Raw genomic sequence first — 16,793 nt, 5'->3', positions numbered from 1 at the left:
AACGTCAATAAGCTGATGAAGCACATCACGAAACTGAAGAAGAAAAAGCGTTTCGCTTATTGGAACCTGTTAGGCTCCCAGGCGATACAAGATATTGCTCAACGGATCGACAGGGCCTACAAGCTATTCTTTGAAAACCGTAAACGTGGTATCAGATCAGCTCCCCCTTCCTTCAAGAAAGTCAGAAGATACAAGTCCTTCAGCCTGAAACAGGCCGGATACCGGTTGCTGGACGGTAACCGGATCGTGATCATGGGCCACGAATACAGGTATTTTAGATCTCGCGAGGTGGAAGGGAAGATCAAGACCCTGGCGGTCAAGCGGGACTCCCTGGGGGACATCTATCTCTATCTGGCTTGCGAAACGGAAGAAAGCCCGGTCGAATCCAGATCAGGTGAAAGCGCCGGGTTCGACTCCGGCTTGAGGACTTTTTTCAAGGCATCGGATGGGAATGATGTTCTATCTCCTTTGTTTTTCATGAAAGGCAATAAAGAGATCCGCAACCTAAACAGGTCTCTGTCCCGCAAAGAGAAGGGTTCCCAAAACCGCGCGAGAGCCAGGATCGAACTTGCCAGGGCACACCGGAGGATCGCCAATCGCCGCAGGGCATACCACTTCAAGCTGGCAAAAGAACTGGCTGAAAAGTACTCGCTGATCTGCGTCGAGGATCTGAACCTCAAGGCGATGCAAAGACTCTGGGGTAGAAAGATCTCCGATCTTGGCCACGGCCAATTCGTGAATATCCTCAAGTACCAGTGCGCCAAGACTGGAGCGGCGGTAGTTGAAATCCCCAGATTCTATCCATCGCCTAAGACCTGCTTCGATTGCGGCCACGTATTGGATGATCTGTCTTCCAATATGAGAGAGTGGACCTGCCCGGTATGTGGCGCAAAACATGATCGGGATCTGAACGCTGCCCGGAATATTTTAAGGGTGGGGGCATCCGACCCTTGGGGAGAAGGAGTAGGACCTGCTTCGGCGGGCGTCCTTCCATGAACCCGAATCCCTCGAATTCATTCGTGGGAGTATGTCAAGGCAATGTCACCCGGGGGCTTCATGCATGTCCTCGCCAGCCGGGCTTGGCCACCTCGAGCAAACCGCGGGTGTCGTGGTGGCCATGACAGGGGTATTCACAAAAAGCCACGGCCGCTTTGCGTTGTCCGGTAGCCTGTCTCCCAGTATCCTTCTGGAGAGGTGCCAGCACTCCCGGGACTCCTTCTCCTTTCCCCCGTCTCCCGGGAACAGCCTGGGATTCGCCGGCACCTGGCCCCTGGGGAGGGGTCCTGGAGCCCATACCCCTGGATGCCGGAGCCAGCCGTGTCCCTGAGGTTCGCGCTGGACCTTGGGCACCACGTGATTCCCGCGAACAAATACCCACTGGCCTGGGCTTTCCCGGAACTGAGGGTGTCGCCCATGCAGGGGATGTCAAGTTCCTTCATGGGATGGCGGTAATGGACGTGCCCCGGCATTCAGCCTCCTCGAGCCAGGCCTGGCTGGCTGCGGGGTCCTGGGGTTTGCAGGAGTACTCAATCCCACCACCTTCATCATCCTGGACGAGATGGCCACGGGCCGCGACTACGCCTCCGCCCTGGCCGAAGCCCAGGCCAGGGGGGTACCGATCGACCCCCACCCTTGGCGTGGAGGGATGGGGTGCCGCATGCATGACCGCATCCTTGATGAACGCCTGGATGGGCGCGAGGGTTAACCCATCCAGATCCGGCGCCAGGGGGGATAAACCAGGTGGATCCCGGGCATGCCAAGGGCTCCAGGCCAGGGGGGTTCTCGAAAACTGGTGTGCCGGGCAGGCATCCTGTGGACTTTGCCCTGGGAGAGTCAGGCGCCCCTGGATTCGGTGACGGTCCCGGTGAATGGCACCACCCCCCTGACAAGGGTGAGGTACCGGCCTCATGGAGACATCACCATCATCGAACACGACCCTGGAGTCCCCCAGACAGCCTGCGGGATACTCAGTGACCTCTTTAGGGTGATCCAGAGGCGTTACGCCCCCGGCGGGACGCCTTGCCAAAATACCAGAAAGCAGGGATGAACATGACAGTGGACCCTTCTTGGTGCAGGATTCAGTTCCCCGCCCTGGCCCAAACGGTAGGAGGGCGGCCCGTGGCATTCTTTGACGGCCCCGGGGGCACTCAGGTGCCCGCCAGCGTCATAGAGGCTGTCTCCGCCTACCTCAGGGAGAGTAACGCCAATGCCCACGGCGCATTCCGCACGAGTCGCCAGACTGACGCCGTCATAGAGGCAGCCAGGACAGCCATGGCTGACATGCTGGGTGCCGGTTCCCCCAGGGAGATCGCCTTTGGCCAGAACATGACCACCTTGAATTTCGCCCTGGCACGGGCCGTGGCAAGAGGGGCAAGGCCCGGGGATGAGATACTGGTGACGGAGATTGACCACCAGGCCAACATTGACCCTTGGAAGGCACTGGCCGAGAGGGGCGTGACGGTTCGCGAAGTCAGGATGGATCCGGACACCTGCACCCTGGACCTTGAGGACTTCCGGAACAAGCTTAGCCCCCGGACACTCCTAGTAGCGGTGAGCTGGGCCTCCAACGCTGTGGGCACTATCAACGATGTCCCTGCCATTGCCCAGGCGGCGCACCAGGCCGGAGCCCTGGTCTCTGTGGACGCGGTGCACTACGCCGCCCATGAACCCGTGGACGTCCAGGCCGCAGGGTGCGACTTCCTGCTTTGCTCAGCCTACAAGTTCTTCGGTCCCCACGTTGGCGTCCTCTATGTGAGGCCAGATGCTGGTGAACGCCTGGAGACGTACAAGGTGAGACCTCAGTCAGACACCCTCCCGGAGAAGCTCGAAACGGGTACCCTGAATCACGAAGGCCTGGCAGGGGTCACCGCGGCTGTAGACTTCATAGCCTCCCTGGGCACTCAAGAAATGGAGGGCTTGACCGGGCTGGAGGGCAGGCGGCGGGCGGTTGCGGCGGGTATGACCGCCATCCGCCTGCACGAGGAGCCGCTCCTTGGCCGTTTCCTGGAGGGTGCCTCGACCATAGCCGGCCTGAAGGTCTATGGACCACCCTCGGGCCACCCACGCACCCCCACGGTGTCCTTTACCATCCAGGGCCACAGCCCTCGGGCGGTCGCCCGTTCCCTGGGGGACAGGGGTTTCTTCGTGTGGGACGGTGACTTCTACGCCACCACCCTTGTGGAACGACTGGGCCTGGCCCCCTCCGGTGGCCTCATCCGGGTGGGCTTGGCTCCCTACAACACCCCTGAGGAGGTAGACGGCCTCCTGGAAACCCTGGATGAACTGGCCCGGAAGGGGGATTAGCGTTGAAGGTGGAGATGACCGCCATACTCACGGCAGCCAACAGGTTGAGGCATGTCGCCCGGTGCACCCCCTTGGAGGAATGGGAGGACCTGTCTGCCAGGGCCCAGGCCACGGTGACCTTCAAGATGGAGAACCTTCAGGTGACGAACTCCTTCAAGATCAGGGGCGCCTATAACAGGATTAGCCTGCTGGGCCCCAGCGACAAGGAGAAGGGGGTCATCACGGCTTCGGCAGGCAACCACGCCCAGGGGGTAGCCTTGGCCTGCCGCTTGCTGGGCGTGTCCGCCCTGGTGGTGGTTCCCGAGGATGCCCCTGCCACCAAAGTGGAGGCAACCCGGCGCCACGGTGCGGAGGTGCGCTTCGCGGGCAGGGACTATGACGAGGCCGAGAGGACTGCCTGGGACCTGGCGCGTGCGACCGGGAGGACCTTCATCCACGCCTTTGAGGATCCCCAGGTTGTGGCTGGGCAGGGCACTGTGGGCCTGGAGATCCTCCAGGCGATGCCGGATGTGGATACCCTCATAGTGCCCATGGGAGGCGGCGGGCTGATAGCGGGTGTCGCCACAGCAGCCAAAGCCATCAACCCGGGGATCAGGGTTATTGGGGTGCAATCGGAGGCATCCCCTCCATGGTATCACTCCATCAGGGAGGGGCGTGTTCTCGAGGTCACCATAGAAGACAGCATAGCTGAGGGACTCGCGGGCTCCATAACGGAGGGTGCCTTTGAATACGTTAAGACCCTGGTGGACGAGGTTACGCTGGTCAGCGAGGCCGAGATATGGGATGCCATGGGCTATGCCATCTCCAGGCATCACCTTGTGGTCGAGGGTTCAGGGGCTGTCACTATTGCTGCCATCCGGGGAGACCGCCTGGTTCTCAAGGGAAGGAAGGTAGCAGCTGTGCTAACCGGAGGGAATGTGGACCCTGCCCGGGTGAAGCGGGCCTTGGAGGTTTCTGGGAAGGAGTATATCTAGTACAGGGGGCAAGCTCTAGAACCTGACGGATGAAGGGTTAGGAGTCTCGGGGGCGGTCAATGCCAGCGAGAAGGCCGCCCCCTGTTGCAGGCTCTCCTTGAGGACACCGTGAGTGACCCTGCAAAAGAACGTATCCAGGAAGACCCACCAAGAAGATAGCAGCGGCAAGCCCCAGGCCTTCCGGCCTAATCGCATTGCCGGTACCCCATTGTCATCGTACAGCAAAGCCTAGGCTGCTCCCTCCACTGAGACCTAGTGGAGGAAACCTCCCCTTTCCGTCTTGACGCCGAAGTGCCTCAGCGCATCCTCCACAGCGTACAACGTAGGCACCACAAAGCGATACTGGGCAACGTATGCCATGTGCCCCATCCGGATGATCTTGGAGCCGAAATCGCCAAGGCCCCCGCGAATTTCAATGCCGTGCACCCTCTTTACGTACTCCACCACGTCCGGGGGGTTCACGCCCTCGGGCAGGAAGGCCGCGGTCACAGTGGAGGAGGCCTTCTCGTCCTCGGCCACAGGCCGGGCCCCCATGGCCTTAAAGCCCTTGCGCACAAACCGGGCTATGTCACTGTGCCGTTTCACACACTCCTGGAGTCCCTCCTCGAGGATACAGTTGATCCCCTCATCCAGGGAAAACAGGAGGTTCCCCGGTAGGGTCACGGGGTAGGGCTCCAACGGGTCCGGCTCGTACTTCTCCCAAAGCTGGAGGTTGTTCACCCACCCCCTGATGTCGGTCCTGGACCTTATGTGCTCCAGCCCCCTGGGCCCCACAGCGCAGATGGCTATGCCTGGGGGCGCCCCCAGACACTTCTGGCTGCCCGCGGCGCAGAAGTCAATGTTCCAGTCATCCATGGCCAGTTCCATGCCGCCTACGGCTGAGACGGCATCGACAAAGTACAGGCAGCCGAACTCCCTAACAACACTGCCCACATCCTTCACGGGATTAGCTACGCCCGTGGAGGACTCAGAGTATATTATGTAGACAGCCCTTGTCTTAGGGTTTTCCTTCAGGGCCCGCCTCACGTCCTCCGGGTCAATGGCCCCACCCCTGGGTATGCATATGGTCTTGTACGGCACCCCGTGGGCCTCGGCCATCTCCACCAAGACCTCTCCGAAGAACCCGTTAGAGCATATGAGGATCTCATCCTTGTCGCTGGCCAGGTTCACAATACCTGCGTTGAGGGCGGTGGAGCCGCTGCCGGGCAGCACCCACACCTTTCCCTCGGTACGGAACAGGCCCTTGATCTTGTCAAGCAACGAGTAGTAGAAGGCATTGAAGTCGGGCCCCAGGTGGGCCACCATTGGTCTGCTCATGTGAGCAAGCACCTCAGGTCTAACCTCGACGGGACCCGGCAGCATCAGCAGGTAGTGTTTCACGAATCTGCCTCCTCCATGGTAATGTGGCCCTTGGCCAAAAAGATGCTCTCACCCCCGCACAACCCTTGAATAACACCATCCCTCCTAGAGGTAGAGCAAATTCGATGCCATGGATCCTGATTCCTCCCTGAGACGGTCCGAAAAACGCTAGATACCTCCCGTTTTGCGTCTTGGAGGCCCTGCGATGGCAACCCCGGGGCTGTGCGGTCGTGCACTGGCCAACGATATCTCCAGGTCCCTAATTCCCTCAATCTCCTCCAACCCAAACAGCCGCCCCTTTTGCATAATTGTAATGGGTGATCCTCCCTCCTGTCAGGGGCTTCGTCTTTAAACATAACTTCGACAACGAGGGCAGGATCACCTGGTTTCACCTGGGGTCGATTCTCGAAACCCATCCCCTATCCATGACAAAAACCCCACGTTTGCACTATCCCGTGGGGGTAATGCTCTTCTTCCCCCTACTATCGTCCATGCTTGACCTGCCGGTTTTCTACAGCACAAATGGCTCGAGAGGAATCAACCTTTAAACCCTGGAGAAAGAAGGCGTTCAGTATGACTGCGAGCAGGCCCTGCTCCTGGCCATGGTATAATGGTGGTAGACGGGGTATCACCGCGAGAGACAAGAGAGTAGTGCAGGGACTATACAGGATGGCTTCTCCCCTGCCGTCTCGAAGTTGTGCAGGGATTTTGATATAGTTGTGGGAGAGTCAAAGAGATGGAAGCTATGGGAATGCCCGTCTATCGTCTCAGAGGAGACCGGAAACTAGGAGAGGCATCTAAACCCGGGAGAGGATTTCCGCTGGTGGAAAGGCATACCTCCGGGCACTCCCAGGCAAGACCCGTGAAGACCTCGCCTGCCGCGTGGGAAGCCCAAGGACAGCGACCGCTAGGCGTGCTATCGTCTCATAGAGGTACCTTCAGACCCCGTATCCTCAGCCCGGGCGCCCTACCTCGTGGAGGAGGCGGCCCGGGCTGTAGAGTCCTCCGGGCTTCTACGGGTGGTCGTCATCTTAGTGGGGGGAGAGCATGAGAGACCTTGTGAGGTTCCAGGGGCCACTGGACCTGGCTGCCACCCTCGAGTGTGGGCAGTGCTTCCGGTGGTCAAGGGAGGGAGATTCCTACACTGGGGTGGTAGGCGGAAGGATGCTCAGGGTTAGGCTGGCCGAGGAGGGGCTTGAGGCTGACCCCCCCACAGCATGTGATACCGCCCGACGCTACTTCCATCTCGACCTGGACTACGCGAAAATAGAGAGAGCCCTGGTGGAGAGGGACCCGGTTCTTGAGCGTGCGGTGCATTTTGCCTCAGGCTTGAGGATTCTCCGGCAGGATCCCTGGGAGACACTGGTCTCCTTCATCATCTCGGCCAACAATAACATCCCAAGGATCAGGGGGATAATCAAAAGACTTAGCCAGGGCCTGGGTGAACACCTTGGAGGGCCGTTCTACTCCTTTCCTGGGCCCCAGCGCATCGCTTGCCTGGATCAAGGGGATCTCAGGGCACTGGGCTTGGGCTTCAGGGCTCCCTACGTGCTGGACGCAGCCCGGATGATTACTGATGGAGGCCTGGACCTGGAGGATGTAGGTAGGCTGGAGGGGCCGGAGGCCCGGGAGCGGTTGATGCGGGTATCCGGGGTAGGGCCCAAGGTTGCCGATTGCGTGCTTCTGTTCTCCATGGGGAAATATGAGGTGTTCCCGCTGGACGTATGGATGAAGAGGGCCATGGAGCACCTCTATTTCCAGGGTGCCCGCCTGGGCCACCAGGACCTGCGGTGTTTCGCCCAGCAGCGCTTCGGGGAGCTGGCGGGTTTCGTCCAGGCCTACATGTTCCACTGGATCAGGTGTTGCGGGGAAGACGTGAGGGGTTAGCACCTGGCATTTTCTGTAGTCGTCCAGAACCTGCCTTCACGGCAGTGCTCTTCTGGGCACCCTGAAGGGCCCTGGGTGCCTCGCCGGGCCCATACCCCGTGGCAGGTATGAGGTCTATTGCCGTTAGAAGGGCAACTATGGCTTCTTAGGACCAGGAGAGATCAATCTGCTCCTCCAGCTGGTCCTGGTAATCCTTGGGGAACGTGCCCCTGTACTCCAGGAGAAGGTGGCTGCCGTGATGGCGCTTTTGGGGCTGGGCCCAAACCAGGCGCAAATGGCCCTCTTGGCCAGCTCAACGATGCCCTTGGCCTTCCTGACCACAGCCGAGTAGGCCCCTTCTAGAGCCTTGCGCCTCACCGAGTACTTGCCCAGGCAGCTCTGGGCCAGGGTCAAGCTGGTTTGAAGGCCTACCCTGGAACAAGTGATTTGGGACCCGGGTGCCACGAACCGCTCTTCCAGACCCGCCTGGCCCCCCAGAACAGGCAGGCGGTTTCGGAAGCCGTCGAGGTAGGACCTGAGAAAGCCCTGAGGATCCCAGAGATAACCATGTCTTCCACCAGATCCGAACAAAGGAGGCTTTCTGAGAGCACTTCCTCAGGGGTCATTGTCACAGGGCTACCGTTTCCACTCCAGAGGCCGGGCCTCGGAAAGGGTCCGGCCACTGTGTGATAATGGTATGCTGTCAATGAGACGGCAGCGCCTGACCGCCAGCAGGGAGAAAAGGAAAAGACCTCTGTGCTAGCCTTTCTGGGCCAGTCTTGCCAGGGCATCTAGGGCCATTATGTATCCAAGTGCCCCGAACCCCACCACCTGGCCAACAGTAACGGGGGCTATCATTGAGTATCTACGGAACTCCTCCCTGGCATGGATGTTGGATATGTGGACCTCCGCGGTGGGAAGGCCCGTGGCCCTCACCGCATCCCTCAGGGCCACCGATGTATGGGTGTAGCCCCCCGGGTTGAACACCACTCCGTCAGCCCACCCGGCAGCATCCTGGAGGGCGTCGATGAGAGCACCCTCGGAGTTGCTCTGGAAGAAGGAGACCTCAACACCCTTCTCCGCGGCCCAGCGACTTACCTGGCCTTCTATGTCAGAAAGGGTGACTCGGCCGTATACCTCCGGCTCCCTGGTGCCAAGGGTATTGAGGTTGGCACCGTTTAGAACGAGAAACCTCACGCTCCAGACCTCCTCATAGCAGTGTCTCCATGGCCTTCACCATATCGCTCTCTGGGACGCCCGGGGAAAGTACGACATCTCCGGGCCCCCTGGGGATGACCACCTGGATCTGACCCCCGGAAGCCTTCTTGTCCAGCCGCATCCTCGCCACTAGGTCTTCCGGGGCCACACCCGGCAGGCGTGTAGGGAGCCCGAAGCGCTCCAGGAGGCCCACCACCCTCTTGGTCAGGCCCTTCCGGGCAGCGCCAAGGGATTCCCCCAGAGTGCACGCCCAAACCAGGCCGACTGCCACGGCGCGGCCATGAGACCACTCGTAGCCGGTGGCGCTTTCCAGGGCGTGGGCCAGGGTATGACCAAGGTTCAGGGTCTTCCTCACCCCCGTATCCCGCTCGTCCACCTCCACAATGCGAGCCTTCAGGGTCACCATGTCCCGGACCACACGGGTAAGGGCCTCCTGGCTCCTGGCCAGTATGGCGCCAGCATGCTGTTCAAGGAAACACAGGGACTCCTCGCCGGAGAGCAGCGCGCCCTTGACAACCTCGGAGAGTCCCTCGGCCAGTGTCTCTTCGGGAAGGCTGGCCAATGTGAGGGTATCCGCCAGCACCAGGCGTGGTTGGTAGAAACTGCCCACAAGGTTCTTCCCTCCCGGGTGGTTGACGGCAACCTTCCCGCCTACGCTTGAATCCACCTGGGCAAGGAGGGTTGTGGGGCACTGCCCAAAGGGGATACCTCTCATGTAGGTAGAGGCTGCGTAGCCCGCGGTGTCCCCAACCACGCCTCCCCCTAGGCACAGCATGTAAGTGTCACGGTCGACCTCTAGGGAGACCAGGCGGTCGTAGAACCTTGAGACCTCATCCAGGCTCTTGGATGCCTCGGTCCCGGGGATCAAGTGGGGTATGGCCCTAAGCCCTGAGGACTCCAAGCCACGGCTGAGTTCCCGCCCGAAAAGGGCCAGGGCCAGTGGTTCGCTGGCCAGGACCACCCCGGCGGTGGCGCCGAGGTCTTCCAGGAGGCGACCAGCTGTGTGAAGGTGCCCAGCGCCGATGTGGACCTCGTAGGTCCCACTGCTGGATCGTACAGGCACAGTATAAGGGTCCAGGCGGGGTAGCCCGGCGGTTCCCAGCCCCAGGGTTTCGGCGAGGCGCTGGGCCACTGACTGGGGGTCTTGCCCGTCTGTGGCTACCTGGTACCTGCACTGCCTGTAGCGTGGAGCCCTTTCCTCCATGAGCTGCCTCGCCAGGGCCTCATCCCGGTTCTCCAGGAGAGGACGGCCCTTGCCTGCGGCCCGGCGCACAGCCTCTTCAGGGGATACCTCCAGGAGTACCAGGGTTCCTGAGGCCTCAAGGCGGGTGAGGCTATCGCTATCTTCCAGCGTGCCCCCACCCAGGGCCACCACGGTGTTGCACAGGGTGGAAACCCTGGCCACCGCCTGTCGCTCCAGGCCCCGGAAGAATGCCTCGCCGTGGAGGCGAAATATGGACTCAACGCTGGTGCCTGCGGTGAGTTCCACCATCTCGTCAAGGTCTAGGAAGGCCATGCCGGCCAGGCGGGCCAGGGCCAAGCCCACCGTGGTCTTCCCGGCGCCCATGAAACCGGCTATGTAGATGTTGCTCAAGCCGTCACCACCTAACGTGAGGCTAGATCCTGTAAGAAGCTGTCATAGGCTCGTTTCATTTCCCTGAGGCTGTCGCCCCCGAACTTCTCCTGGAACGCACCGGCCAGGACCAGCGCCACGATGGCCTCGGACACCACGGCCGCGGAGGGTACGGCGCAAACGTCAGATCTCTCATGGTGGGCCAGCACCTCCTGGCCTGTGGCCATGTCCACGGAGGCCATTGGCCTTCTCATGGTGGCTATGGGCTTCATCGCCGCCCGCAGTACCAAGGGTTCACCGTTGGTGATGCCTCCCTCGAGACCTCCCGCGTTGTTGGTGGGTCGCGAGTAGCGCCATGGCGCGTGACCTGAGACCTCGATGGGGTCGTGCACCTGGGAGCCAGGGAGTTCAGCCATGCGGAAACCCAGGCCCACATCCACTCCCTTAATGCCGTTGAGAGCCATGAGGGCCCCCGCCAGGAGCCCGTCCAGGCGCCGATCCCAGTGAACATGACTGCCAAGTCCGGGTGGGAGGCCGTGGGCGCGCACGACCAGGACCCCTCCAAGGGTGTCCCCGCTGTCACTTGCCTTGGAAATGGCCTCCACCATGAGGCCAGAGGCTGTTGGGTCAGGGCAGAACACCGGGGAGGCCTGTCTAGCCTCCCGCAGGGCCTTGGGGTCGCCAGGGGCGCTGTCGCTCCCCACGCCACCTATGGCCTCCACGTAGGCGACTATGTCCACGCCAAACTGGCCTAGCAGGGCCTTGGCAACGGCTCCGGCGGCGCACCGCGCCGCAGTCTCCCGGGCGCTTGCCCTCTCCAGGATGTCCCTGATATCGGTCCTTCCGTACTTCACCGCTCCGGGGAGGTCCGCGTGCCCAGGGCGGGGCCTGGTGACCGGGTGGGAGGGCCTACCGGCCGGGGCGGATACGCTCATGGCCTCTTCCCAGTTGGGCCAGTCGAGATTGGGAATGAGAAGGGCTATCGGGCTGCCCAGTGTCTCACCATGCCTTACCCCCGAGAGGATCTGCACCTGGTCCCTTTCTATAGACTGGCGCCCACCTCGGCCGAAACCCTTCTGCCTTGGGGCCAAATCCTCGTTGATCATGGTCGCGGTGAGAAAAAGCCCTGCGGGCGCCCCTTCAATGATGGTCACCAGGCACCTTCCATGGGATTCCCCAGCCGTGAGAACTCTCACTGGTGGCCCCGCCTCCTTGCCCTGGCTTCGTCCAGGGCTTTTCTCATGATATCCATGGGGGCTGGCACCCCTGTCCACATAGTGAAGGCTATGGCGCCCTGGTGGAGGAGTACCGAGGTTCCAGGCACAAAGGCAATGCCCCTTGACGCTGCCAGCGACTCTAGCCGGGTGGGTTTGTCCCCGTAGGCCATGTCGCAGACAACAAGGCCTGCCGGTAGGTGTATGTCCCCGGGGATGAGGGGCTCTCCCTCGGAGCCCATACCCAGGGTGGTGGTGTTCACGAGCAAGCTGGCGGAAGCCAGGAGTTCAGGCCATGGGGCCCCAGCCAGGGGAAAAACCCTGGCCGGTATCCCAGGAAGGGCTGCAGCCAGGGACTGGGCTGAACTCAGAGTCCTGTTGACGATGGTCAAGGCAGAGCACCCCGCCCCTGTGAGGGCGAATGCCGCGGCCCTGCCAGCCCCCCCCGTGCCCGCGATCACTGCGTGGCAGCCCCGGGGAGAGAAGGCGGCGTCGGCATCCAGTGCTCTGAGAAGCCCCGGCGCGTCCGTGTTGTGCCCCTCAAGTTGCCCACTGCGGTTGACAATGGTATTCACGGCACCTATTCGGGAGGCCTCGGGAGAGAGCGAGTCAAGGTAGGGGATCACCGCTACCTTGTGAGGGACCGTGACATTGGCGCCCATGAACCCCAGGGCGCGGAGGCCGTTAATCGCCTCCTGCATGTGGGAGGGCTCTACATCAAAGGCAAGGTATACCGCGGCAGTGCCTGTGGCTCTCAGCGCGGCGTTTTGGAGGGCCGGGGAGAGGCTGTGGGCCACCGGGTGGCCCAGGAGGCCTATGGCCCTGGTGCTCATAGCGGATAACCCCCAATGGAGGCCAGGGCCTTGAAGAAACTGGGGTATGATATGGCAATGCACTCGGGGTCCTCCAGGTTGACCGGGTCTGGGGACGCCAGAGCCGCCACCGCCAGGGCCATGGCTACCCTGTGATCCCCACAGGATCTTGCTGTCCCACCGTGGAGGGGGGTTGGCCCTGATATTTCCAGGCCGTCAGGGAGCTCCTCCACTTGAGCCCCCATTGCCACAAGCCCCTGGGCCATAACCCTCAACCGGTCACTCTCCTTGGCTCGTAGCTCCTGGGCGTCCCTGATAAGGGTGACCCCCTGGGCCTGGGTTGCCACGACCGCCAGGGCCGGGATCTCATCGATGACCCCGGGGATGGCCTGGCCTTGAATGACGGTGGCCCGGAGGGGGCCGTAGCGGATCCTAAGGTCAGCGCTGGGTTCGGGGCCACCGGCGGGCACCGGTTCGACCTCCAGGCGCGCCCCCATGGCCCTGAGCACATCCAAGAACCCTGATCTGGTGGGATTGAGGCCCACACCCCTAACCACCACGTCAGACCCCGGAACGATAGCCGCCGCCGCTAGGAGAAAGGCTGCGGAGGAGATATCCCCGGGGATCTCCACCTCACGGGATTGGAGGGGCGGGTTTCCCTTCACTCCCACCGTGCCGTGGCTGCGGATCACCGTGGCGCCGAAGAACTCGAGGAGGCGCTCGGTATGGTCGCGGGACGGAGCGGGTTCCGCCACCCGGGTCTCGCCCGGTGCGTAGAGGCCTGCCAGCAGGATCGCGGACTTTACCTGCGCGCTCGCCACTGGCATGCGATATACCAGGGGGCTGAGGGAGCCCCCCTTGATGCTCAGCGGTGCCTTGCTGTCACCGTGCCTTCCCCAGATGGAGGCTCCCATCTGTCTCAGGGGATCAACCACTCTCTTCATGGGCCTATCCCGCAGTGAATCATCGCCGGTGATGACCGAATAGAAGGGCTGTCCCGCCAGGATACCCGAAAGCAGTCTCATGGTGGTGCCGGAGTTCCCGGCGTCCAGCACGTCCCGGGGTTCTGAGAGGCCGGCGAGGCCAAGACCGTGCACGGTCACGGTGGTGTCTTGTGATTCCACCTTGACTCCCAGCTGCCTCAGGCACTCCAGGGTACTTAGGCAGTCCCTGCCCGGCGCGTAGTTTCTGATGAGGGTGGTGCCCCGGGAGAGGGCTCCCAGCATCGCAGCCCGGTGTGATATAGACTTGTCGCCAGGTACACTCACACTCCCTCTCAGCGGTTCCCGCTCGGTCACTCGAGGCAATCCTACCACCCTTTCTCTACCGCTAGGGAGTCCCTGAAGTGCTTTGCCTCGAGCAATAGAGGCCTCAGGCTGCCGCCGTCGTCCTGAAGAGCACTGGCGGCCTCCCTGAAGTGTTGGAGAAACATGTTCAGTGCGTCCATGATAAAATCCTTGTTGCTGACGCAGAAGTCCGAGGCCATAGTGGGATCACAGGCTGCCAGTCTGGTCATGTCCCTGAAGCCCGCCGATGCCACCGCGGCAGCTTCGGGGTATACCCGGCTGGCATCCAACACGGTGCGGGTCAGGGCTGCCGAAAGCAGGTAGGGAAGGTGGCTGACCAGGGCTACCAGGCGATCGTGCTCAGCTACACTCATGAACACTGGCTTGGCACCCAGTTCCTTCACCAGGCTTAGTACCACTTCCACGCACCTGGGGTGGGTCTTGCCGGTGGGTGTTATCACCCAGCAGCTACCTCGGAAGAGGTCGGGCCGGGCAGCCCGGAACCCTGACTTCTCAGAGCCCGCCATGGGGTGCCCGCCCACATACATGCAGTGGGGGGGAAGGTGAGCCTCCAAGTCCTGGACCACCTCGGACTTGCTGCTTCCCACGTCGGTGATGACAGCACCCTTCCTGAGGTGAGGGGCAGCCTTGAGGCCCGCAAGCGCCAGGGACCTCACGGGGGATGCCAGTATTACCAGGCCTGCGTCCTTCACCGCACCGGAAAGGTGGATGGTGGGAATACCCAGGGCATTCGCGGCCTCGCACGTTTCAAGGTCGGGGTCGTGCGCCACGACGGAGTGCCTATCCTTGAGTGCCAGGGCCATGGAACCGCCTATGAGCCCAAGACCCACCACGGCTATCCTGGAGGGCAGCGTCATAGGAAACCCTCCTCTCAGACGGCTGTCTTCATGGATGGGGCCGGGCGCACAAGGCTACGTCCCACGGCCTGGGCCACCCTGGACAACTGTGATACCATTTCCCTAAAGGCAGGGGGTTTTAGGGACTGGGGTCCATCGCTGAGTGCCCTCTCGGGATCAGGGTGAACCTCAATGAGAAGGCCGTCGGCCCCTGCAGCTATGGCGGCAGCTGCCATGGGGCTCACCAGCTCCCAGCGCCCCGTCCCGTGACTGGGGTCCACTATCACCGGGAGGTGGCTCAGCTTCTTCAGGACAGGGACAGCACTGAGATCCAGAGTGAAACGAGTGTATGATTCAAAGGTTCTTATGCCGCGTTCGCACAGGATCACATTGGGATTTCCCTCGGAAAGCACGTAATCGGCAGCCTGCAGCCACTCCTCCACCGAGGCGGACATGCCCCGCTTCAAGAGCACAGGCCTGTGAGACTTGCCAGCCTCCTGCAGGAGTGTGAAGTTCTGCATGTTCCTGGCGCCTATCTGGAGTATATCCGCGTACCGGCCCACAAGGCTCACCTGGTCTGGTGAGATGACCTCGGTAATGACGGGGAGACCGGCACTCACTCCCACATCCCTCAGGATCTTCAGGCCCTCCACGCCTAAGCCCTGGAAGCTGTAGGGGGATGTCCTAGGCTTAAAGGCGCCCCCCCTCAGCACGGAGGCACCGTCTGAGGCAAGGCCGTGAGCGAGATCCTCTAGCATGCTCCTGCTCTCGATGGAACACGGGCCCGCCATGACTACGATACCCTCCCCGCCTACAGGCACACCACTTACATCGATGACCGTGGGTTCCTGGCGGTACTCCCGGCTTGCCAGCTTGAAAGGTTGCTGGATCCTGATGACCCTTTCCACCCCGGGCATGACCTCCAGGGTCTCCTGGGGCATCCGCCGGACGTCGCCCACAACGCCCACAACGGTCCTTTCCTGACCCCGGGAGAGATGGACAGTCAAACCCGCTGACTCCAGCCTCTTGATGAGAGAGTTGAGTTCCGACTCCGTCGCCTCTGGTGCCATCACCACTATCATTACTCACCCTCCTCAGTTCCCGCCCGGGCTCAGATCAGACCTGAGTCCCTTGGCCCCTCTCAGGTAGATGTGGCGCACCGCCGCCTGAGGGCGGCCGGTATTCCAGAGAAGCATTACCCGCACACACATGGCGGGCGAACCTTGTACGGCGGGAGCAACGCTATCCAGGAGGGGAACCATGGTCCACCCTAGTTCCCGCGCGGCGCTGGCGGCGTATGCCGCGGTCAGGTCAGGCGTGACGCTAAAGAGTGCCGCGGTGAGGTCTGCAGTCTCTACCCCATTTGCCCGCACCATCTCAATGAGCAACTCCTGCACCGCGGCCTGGATGCAGGCGCTGTCATCCAGATCCACCGTCGTCGCACCCCTGATCCCCCTGACCAAGGCGAATACCCCCCAACACGAAAAGGGTTACCGCAGGGGGCAACCCTTCCCATTTTCGCCCCTACCGTGCTTCCATGCTACCCTCTGTGGTTTCGAGCGCCGCCTTCCTACCCTGCCCTCATGGGCCTACCGTGCTGCACGAGCGGCTGTTGAAGAGATTATAGCATGGAGTGGCCCGGGGCGGCAACCATGAATTGGCGTACCGCCTCGAGCCCATTGTGTTTCTTGCCCGTCGCTCTTTTTGGCCCTTTATCCAGTATCTCCAGCACTCGCCCGAGGTCGTTATCACGCGGCGCTTTAACCCGCTTCTTTCTTGAGGGCCCTTCTCTGGCAGAGCACCTCTTATTTACGGGAAAACGCCAGACAAAAGATGTGAATGATCAAACAGGCTACTATGAGATTTTTCATAGTAGCCTGTGCCCATATAGGTTGTGATATTCTGTTTTGCGCGCCTCACTATTTCCTTACTTTGTCATAACCTTAATCTTCATCTACGTCTTCTTCAACGTCCTCATCCGAACCTTCTTCAACGTCCTCAGCCGAATCTTCATCTGAATCTTCATCTTCAACATCATCTTCGTCTGACTCTTCCTCTAAATCAACGTCGTCTTCGTCCGACTCTTCCTCATCCCTGTAAAACTCATCTTCTAACAAATCATCTATTTCTGAGACGGACCCGTCAGCATTTTTCAATGCAGATAGTATTTTACTCATTGCCTCCGTTTCCGAAATGCCATCCTCGACTGCATCTATGAGAATAGACGTAATGGTTGTTATTTCTTCAAGAGAAGGGTCGAAATTCATTGCCTCTTTTATAAGGTTAACGGCAACTTCCTCCGATATACCCGCTTCAATCATGTCAATGTAG

General features: G+C 61.1%; 19 protein-coding genes. 6 read left to right on the top strand and 13 right to left on the bottom strand.

Annotated elements, in window-relative coordinates; genetic code table 11:
• Window positions 1-996, top strand: a 996-nt coding sequence (locus tag AB1576_14370) for an RNA-guided endonuclease TnpB family protein (protein ID MEW6082910.1), incomplete at its 5' end; no start/stop codon positions are given.
• Window positions 997-1,130: 134 nt separating this feature from the next.
• Here the strand turns inward: AB1576_14370 and AB1576_14365 are convergent.
• On the bottom strand, window positions 1,131-1,469 hold the full coding sequence (locus AB1576_14365; GenBank protein MEW6082909.1) for a hypothetical protein: 339 nt from the start codon (window positions 1,467-1,469) through the stop codon (window positions 1,131-1,133).
• Between the two features lie 20 nt (window positions 1,470-1,489).
• Here AB1576_14365 and AB1576_14360 point away from each other — a divergent pair, with 20 nt between their 5' ends.
• Genes AB1576_14360 through AB1576_14345 form a run of 4 tightly spaced genes read left to right on the top strand, consistent with a single transcriptional unit; the run spans window position 1,490 to window position 4,277 of the window.
• On the top strand, window positions 1,490-1,705 hold the full coding sequence (locus AB1576_14360; GenBank protein MEW6082908.1) for a hypothetical protein: 216 nt from the start codon (window positions 1,490-1,492) through the stop codon (window positions 1,703-1,705).
• A gap of 48 nt (window positions 1,706-1,753) precedes the next feature.
• On the top strand, window positions 1,754-2,047 hold the full coding sequence (locus tag AB1576_14355) for a hypothetical protein (GenBank protein MEW6082907.1): 294 nt from the start codon (window positions 1,754-1,756) through the stop codon (window positions 2,045-2,047).
• Window positions 2,044-3,303: a cysteine desulfurase-like protein gene (locus AB1576_14350; GenBank protein ID MEW6082906.1), complete on the top strand. Its 1,260-nt coding sequence runs from the start codon at window positions 2,044-2,046 to the stop codon at window positions 3,301-3,303. The genes AB1576_14355 and AB1576_14350 overlap by 4 nt, the downstream gene beginning before the upstream one ends.
• 8 nt (window positions 3,304-3,311) lie before the next feature.
• Window positions 3,312-4,277, top strand: a complete 966-nt coding sequence (locus AB1576_14345) for a threonine/serine dehydratase (GenBank protein ID MEW6082905.1) — start codon at window positions 3,312-3,314, stop codon at window positions 4,275-4,277.
• 15 nt (window positions 4,278-4,292) lie between these two features.
• On the opposite strand, the gene AB1576_14340 is transcribed toward AB1576_14345, so the two are convergent.
• On the bottom strand, window positions 4,293-4,502 hold the full coding sequence (locus AB1576_14340) for a hypothetical protein (protein MEW6082904.1): 210 nt from the start codon (window positions 4,500-4,502) through the stop codon (window positions 4,293-4,295).
• Between the two features lie 27 nt (window positions 4,503-4,529).
• Window positions 4,530-5,657: an alanine--glyoxylate aminotransferase family protein gene (locus AB1576_14335; GenBank protein ID MEW6082903.1), complete on the bottom strand. Its 1,128-nt coding sequence runs from the start codon at window positions 5,655-5,657 to the stop codon at window positions 4,530-4,532.
• 1,026 nt (window positions 5,658-6,683) lie between these two features.
• Between AB1576_14335 and AB1576_14330 the strand changes: the two genes are divergently transcribed.
• Window positions 6,684-7,523, top strand: a complete 840-nt coding sequence (locus tag AB1576_14330; GenBank protein ID MEW6082902.1) for a DNA glycosylase — start codon at window positions 6,684-6,686, stop codon at window positions 7,521-7,523.
• Between the two features lie 135 nt (window positions 7,524-7,658).
• Here the strand turns inward: AB1576_14330 and AB1576_14325 are convergent, their stop codons facing one another.
• From AB1576_14325 to AB1576_14280, 10 genes are all read right to left on the bottom strand, one after another.
• On the bottom strand, window positions 7,659-7,916 hold the full coding sequence (locus tag AB1576_14325) for a hypothetical protein (GenBank protein MEW6082901.1): 258 nt from the start codon (window positions 7,914-7,916) through the stop codon (window positions 7,659-7,661).
• Between the two features lie 345 nt (window positions 7,917-8,261).
• On the bottom strand, window positions 8,262-8,699 hold the full coding sequence (gene aroQ / locus AB1576_14320) for a type II 3-dehydroquinate dehydratase (protein ID MEW6082900.1): 438 nt from the start codon (window positions 8,697-8,699) through the stop codon (window positions 8,262-8,264).
• Window positions 8,700-8,712: 13 nt separating this feature from the next.
• The gene (gene aroB, locus AB1576_14315; GenBank protein ID MEW6082899.1) at window positions 8,713-10,314 is read right to left on the bottom strand and encodes a 3-dehydroquinate synthase; all 1,602 of its coding nucleotides are present in this window, start codon (window positions 10,312-10,314) and stop codon (window positions 8,713-8,715) included.
• Between the two features lie 11 nt (window positions 10,315-10,325).
• The gene (aroC, locus tag AB1576_14310; protein MEW6082898.1) at window positions 10,326-11,489 is read right to left on the bottom strand and encodes a chorismate synthase; all 1,164 of its coding nucleotides are present in this window, start codon (window positions 11,487-11,489) and stop codon (window positions 10,326-10,328) included.
• Window positions 11,486-12,340: a shikimate dehydrogenase gene (locus AB1576_14305; protein MEW6082897.1), complete on the bottom strand. Its 855-nt coding sequence runs from the start codon at window positions 12,338-12,340 to the stop codon at window positions 11,486-11,488. The genes aroC and AB1576_14305 overlap by 4 nt, the downstream gene beginning before the upstream one ends.
• Window positions 12,337-13,617 (bottom strand): 3-phosphoshikimate 1-carboxyvinyltransferase, encoded by a 1,281-nt coding sequence (aroA, locus tag AB1576_14300; GenBank protein MEW6082896.1) that lies wholly within the window; start codon window positions 13,615-13,617, stop codon window positions 12,337-12,339. Before aroA ends, AB1576_14305 begins: the two co-directional genes overlap by 4 nt.
• Before the next feature lie 11 nt (window positions 13,618-13,628).
• Window positions 13,629-14,483, bottom strand: coding sequence for a prephenate dehydrogenase/arogenate dehydrogenase family protein (locus tag AB1576_14295; GenBank protein ID MEW6082895.1), 855 nt, complete (start codon window positions 14,481-14,483; stop codon window positions 13,629-13,631).
• 14 nt (window positions 14,484-14,497) lie between these two features.
• Window positions 14,498-15,544, bottom strand: a complete 1,047-nt coding sequence (gene aroF / locus AB1576_14290) for a 3-deoxy-7-phosphoheptulonate synthase (GenBank protein ID MEW6082894.1) — start codon at window positions 15,542-15,544, stop codon at window positions 14,498-14,500.
• Between the two features lie 12 nt (window positions 15,545-15,556).
• Complete coding sequence (gene aroH / locus AB1576_14285; GenBank protein ID MEW6082893.1) at window positions 15,557-15,925, bottom strand: chorismate mutase; 369 nt, start codon at window positions 15,923-15,925, stop codon at window positions 15,557-15,559.
• Between the two features lie 480 nt (window positions 15,926-16,405).
• Window positions 16,406-16,793: hypothetical protein (locus tag AB1576_14280; GenBank protein ID MEW6082892.1), on the bottom strand; the 388-nt coding region annotated here is incomplete at its 5' end.

It is taken from the genome of Bacillota bacterium, assembly GCA_040754315.1.
Classification (GTDB): domain Bacteria; phylum Bacillota; class Sulfobacillia; order DUSP01; family JBFMCS01; genus JBFMCS01.
The sequence above is the reverse complement of the archived record's forward strand: the minus strand, read 5'-3'. Positions and strand labels throughout refer to the sequence as shown.